1 protein-coding gene is annotated in these 5,325 nt (G+C 74.5%); it reads right to left on the bottom strand.

The window, feature by feature from the left end; all coding sequences use genetic code 11:
• Positions 1-202 precede the first annotated feature (202 nt).
• Entirely contained in the window at positions 203-4,666 is a 4,464-nt protein-coding gene (locus VGC13_RS12000) for a type I polyketide synthase (protein WP_331125501.1), read from the bottom strand.
• Positions 4,667-5,325: the final 659 nt, after the last annotated feature.

The following is a 5,325-nucleotide window of genomic DNA, read 5'->3' as shown; positions in this document are numbered from 1 at the left end:
GTGGGGGGCTCCGGCGGACGCAGTGCAATCCCCTTCAAACCGCCCCAATCCCTGCCCCACCCCAACCTCCCCCAGACTTGGGGGAGGTGCGAGCCTAAGCGAGCGGAGGGGGCGCCCCGCGGGTCGCGCCAACCCCTCCCTACCTCCGCCCCCTCATCACTCCCGCACTCCCGCACTCCCGCACTCACGCACTCCCGCACTCCTACTGCATCATCCCCGCGGCCTCTTCCTCCGTCATCCCCTCGAGTTCGGCGATGATGGTGTCCTCGATGAGCTCGGCGTAGCGGGCGATGGTGGGCGCCTCGAAGATGGTCTGCAGCGGCAGCTCCAGGTGGAACAGGTCGCGCACGCGCGCCACGATCTGCGTGGCCAGCAGCGAGTGCCCGCCCAGCCCGAAGAAGTCGTCGTGGATGCCGATCTTCCCGATCCCCAGCAGCTCCTGCCACACCTCCGCCAGCTGCTCCTCGACCTCGTTGGTGGGCGCGTGGTACGCCACCTCCAGCGCGGGGCGCTCGTACAGCGCCGATCCGGACTCGCCGTCCGCGGGCCTGGCACGCGGCGCGGCGGCGGCGCGGACGCGCGCCTCGAGGTCGTTGGTGGAGACGAACACGCCGGGGTGGCCGGCCAGCGCCAGCACGGCGTCCAGCGCGGCCGGCATCTCGCCGGGGGCAATCCCCAGCGGGTCGTCGCCGCCGGTGTTTCCGCGGTCCCACGCCACCGCCGTCCACCCCCGCCCCGCCGCCACGGCCTCCACCAGCGACGACATCGCCGCGAAGCGCGCCTGCCCCACGCCGCCCAGCACGCCCGCCAGCGGCAGCTGCAGCAGGCAGAAGTCCGGCGAACGCCCCTCCAGCGCCTCGGCCAGGCCGCCCAGCTCCTTCGCGAAGCGCCCCAGCTGCGCCGTCCACAATGCGGGGTCCGCGTCCGCCACGGCGCCGAACTCCGCCAGCGCGCCCGGCTCGGGCGCGTACACCACGCCGTGCAGCGCGCCAAAGCTCTCTTCCGCCTGGCGCAGCGCGGCGCCCAGCGCACGGCCGTCCGCCGGGTTCGCCTCGATCCCCATCACCCGGGCGCCGGCGTCGTCCAGCATCCGCACCACCTCCGGGTCCACCGCCTCGGTGCCCACCAGCGCGATGCGGGTGCCGGGGACGCGCGCGATGGCCTGCGCCGCATCCACCTCGTGCAGGCCGATGGGGCCCACGATGGCGTAGGCGCCGCCCTCGCGCAGGCGGACGGCGGGCTCGGCGGGGCGCACGGCGCGAAAGCCGCGCACCCAGCGGTGCCGGCCGCGGTAGGCCACCACCAGCTCCGGCGCGCCGCTCACCGCCTCCGCCACCACGCGCGCCGCGGTCAGCGGCGACACGTCGCCGGGGGACAGGTCCACCACCCGGCAGCGCAGCGTGCCGAACTCCTGCGCCACCGCCCGCGAGGCGCCCACCAGCGCGGCGGCCTCGGGCGAAAGCACCTCGTCGCCCGTCACCTCCTGCGCGCCGGCGGTCAGCACCACCAGCTCGGCGGATTCCAGTCCGCCCAGCGCCTCCCCCAGCAGCGCCAGCGTGCCGAACGCGGCGCGCGGGTCGTGCAGGGCGTGGGCGTGGATCGCCACGTCCGGCGCGCCGGACGCGCGCAGGTGCTCCGCCAGCGCCCGGTAGTCGTCGCGGGACGCGTGGCGCACGGCCAGCGCGTCGCCCTCCGCGCGGAAGCCGGCGCCGCCGCGAAGCAGCTGCACGGTGTGCCCGGCCTGGCGCAGGGCGGCCTCCATCCGCTGCACCAGCTCGCCGGGCTCGCCCGCGAGGAGCACGCGCTTCGGGGCGACGCGCACCATGGCGGGGGAGCGCGTCCAGGTGGGGAGGTAGGTCCAGTCCGCGGGGTCGGGGCGCTTGGCGGTGTCGGCCACGGCCGCGGCGGCGCGGGAGGCGGGCGCCTCGTCGGGCGCCTCGACCCAGTAGCGCTGCTTTTCCCACGGATAGGTGGGGAGCCGCACGCGGCGGCGGCGCTCGCCGGCGCGGTAGGCGGACCAGTCGGGCTCCACGCCGGCCAGCCAGAGCCGGCCCAGCGCCTCGGCCAGGAACTGCGCGTCGGGCTTGCGGTCGTACGCGTAGCGCAGGGAGGGGATGACGGCCAGCGGCACGTGCTCGCGGTGGCTCTGCGGGCGCTGGCGGACGAAGGTCGAGAGCGTCTGCCCGGGGCCCACCTCCAGCAGCACGCGGCCCGGCTCCGACAGCAGCTCGCCGATCCCCTCGGCAAAGCGGACGGTGCCCAGCATGTGGCGCGTCCAGTACGCGGGATCGCCCGCCTCGTCGTCGGTGATCCACGTCCCCGTGACGTTGCTGATCATGGGGATCTTCGGCGCGCCCATCCGCACCTGCGCCACGCGCGCGGCCAGCCGCTCGGCCGCGGGCGCCATCATCCGCGAGTGGAAGGCGTGGGTGGTGGGGACGCGGCGGGCGACGTGGCCGCGCTCCGCCAGCGTCCGCTCCATCGCCTCCACCGCCTCCGCCGGCCCCGCGACCACGGTGAGGTTGGGCGCGTTGACGGTGGCGATCTGCACGTCCGGCGTAAGCAGGGAGCGCAGGGTGACCTCGTCCAGCGACACGGCCAGCATGGCCCCGCCGGGAAGCGCCTGGATGATGCGCGCGCGGTCCGCCACCAGCGCCAGCGCGTCCTCCAGCGGCAGCACGCCGGCGATGCAGGCCGCCGCGTACTCGCCCAGCGAGTGGCCGATGACGGCGTGGGGGACGATCCCCCAGCTCATCCACAGCTTCGCCATCGCATAGTCGATGACGAACACGGCCGGCTGCGCCACCGCCGTCTCGTTCAGCCGCTCCGCTTCCGGCGTGGTGCCCGAGCGGCCCAGCATCGCCCGCAGGTCCAGCGACGCGGAGGCGGCGGCGTCCGACGGCGCGTCGCCGGGGAACATCGCCTGGCGGATGTCCATCCCCAGGTGCGGCGTCAGGATCTCCGCGCAGCGGTCCACCTCGGCCCGGAAGGCGGGCTCGGCCTCGTACAGCCCGCGCGCCATCCCCGGGTACTGGTCGCCCAGCCCCGAAAAGAGGAAGACGACGGTGCGCGTGCCCCCCTCCGCCATCATCGCGGCGGTGCGCTCCGGCGTCCGCTCGCGCACCAGCTTCGCGGCGTCCTCCCCGTCGCGGACCACGACGGTGCGGCGATACGGAAAGGCGCGCCGCCCCTCCTGCAGGGTAAAGGCGACGTCCGCCAGCGGAAGATCGGGATGCGCGGCCAGGTGCTCGGCCAGCCGGTCCGTGGCCGCGTCCAGCGCCTGCGGGGTGCGCGCGCTGACGGGCAGCACCTGCCAGGGGCGCGACGGGCCCGAGGGCACGGGGGCCGGCGCTTCTTCCAGGATGACGTGCGCGTTGGTCCCGCCGATGCCGAACGAGCTGACCCCCGCGCGGCGCGGCGTGCCGTCCGTGGTCCACGGCCGCAGGTCGCCGCGCACCACGAACGGGCTGCCGGCGATGTTCAGCTTGGGGTTCGGCTCCGCGAAGTGGACGGTGGGCGGGATCTCGGCGTGCTCCAGCGCCAGCACGGTCTTGATGAGCCCCGCGACGCCCGCGGCGGCGTCGGTGTGGCCCAGGTTGGTCTTCACCGCGCCCACGGTGCAGAAGCCCTCGCGGTCCGTGTGCGCGCGGTAGGCGCGGGTCAGGGCGGCGATCTCGATGGTGTCGCCCAGGTCGGTGCCGCTGCCGTGCGCCTCGACGTACTGGATGGTTTCGGGGTGCACGTCGGCCGCGGCCAGCGCCTCGGTGATCACGGCGGCCTGCCCGTCCACGCCGGGGGCGGAGAACGCCACCCGCGCCGCGCCGTCGTTGTTGATGGCGGAGCCCTTGATGACCGCGTGCACCGGGTCGCCGTCGCGCAGCGCGTCGCCCAGCCGCTTGAGGGCCACCACGCCCACCCCGCTGGACGAGACGGTGCCGGCGGACTGCGCGTCGAACGCGCGGCAGTGCCCGTCGGGCGAGGCGATGCTTCCGGGCGCGTAGCCGTAGCCGGTGTCCTGGGGAACGATGACGTTGGCGCCGCCGGCCAGCGCCATGTCGCTTTCGCCGCTCAGCAGGCTCTGCACGGCCATGTGCACCGAGACCAGCGCGGTGGAGCAGGCGGTCTGCACGGAGACGGCGGGGCCGCGCAGCCCCAGCTTGTAGGCGGTGCGGGTGGCGATGAAGTCCTTGCCGCCCAGCCCGGCCTGCATGTGCCCCACCGCGGCCATGAGCTCCGCGTTGGCGAGGATGTGCCGCTCGGTGTACATGGGCGTGCCCGCGCCGGCGTACACGCCCACGCGGCCCTGCACGCGCTCGGGGGCGTAGCCGGCGGACTCCATGGCTTCCCAGGCGCACTCCAGGAACAGGCGGTGCGACGGCTCCAGCACCTCGGCCTCGCGGGGGCTGTAGCCAAAGAAGCCGGCGTCGAAGTGCGCCACGTCGCGCAGCTTGCCGATGGACTTGACCAGGTCGGGGTGGGCCAGCTCGGCGTCGGTGTAGCCGGCGGCGCGCAGCTCGTCGTCGGTGAAGTGCGTGATGGCCTCGCGGCCTTCGCGCAGCAGCCCCCAGAACGCGTCCATGTCGTCCGCGCCGGGAAACCGTCCGGCCATTCCGATGATGGCGACGTCGAACTCGCCGCCCTGCTGCTCGTGCATCTGGTTGCTCATCTATGTGATGCGTGGACGTCTCTTCGTGCTTCGGCCGACCTTCGAGCGCGACGGCGCCCCCTTCACTACGACTCGCGCAGGCTCTGATACATCCAGGCTCGGCGACGGCATCCGGCTGCGTCCGCGGGCGCCCCCTCCGGCTCGCTCAGGCTCGCCACCTCCCCCAAAACTGCTGGGGGAGGTTGGGGTGGCCGACGGATGTGGGCTCGGCGACGGGCACCGGACTGCGCCCGCGGGGTGCCCCTCCCCCGGCCCCTCCCCGTTCGTTCCTCACGGAGAGGGGAGAATTCGATCCCGCTGCGGACGGGTCCGGACTGCGTCCGCGGGCGCCCCCCTCTCCCGGCCTCTCCCCCATAAACCCCATGGGGGAGAGGAGAATTCGATCCGCTCCGGATTGGATCACGCTGCGTCCGCGGGCGCCCCCTCCGGCTCGCTTAGGCTCGCCACCTCCCCCAAAACTGCTGGGGGAGGTTGGGGTGGCCGATGGATCAGGGTTGGCGACAGGGATCGAGCTGCGCCCGCCGGGGTGCCCCTCCCCCGACCCCTCCCCGTTCGTTCCTCACGGAGAGGGGAGAATTCGATCCGCTGCGACGGGTGTTCGGGCCCGTCCGAGGGCGCACCCCAACCGGCCACGTGGCAGACCCTCAGCCCACCCCGAA

The organism is Longimicrobium sp. (genome assembly GCF_036399255.1).
Taxonomy (GTDB): Bacteria; Gemmatimonadota; Gemmatimonadetes; order Longimicrobiales; family Longimicrobiaceae; genus Longimicrobium.
This window is presented reverse-complemented; position numbering and strand designations above follow the sequence as displayed.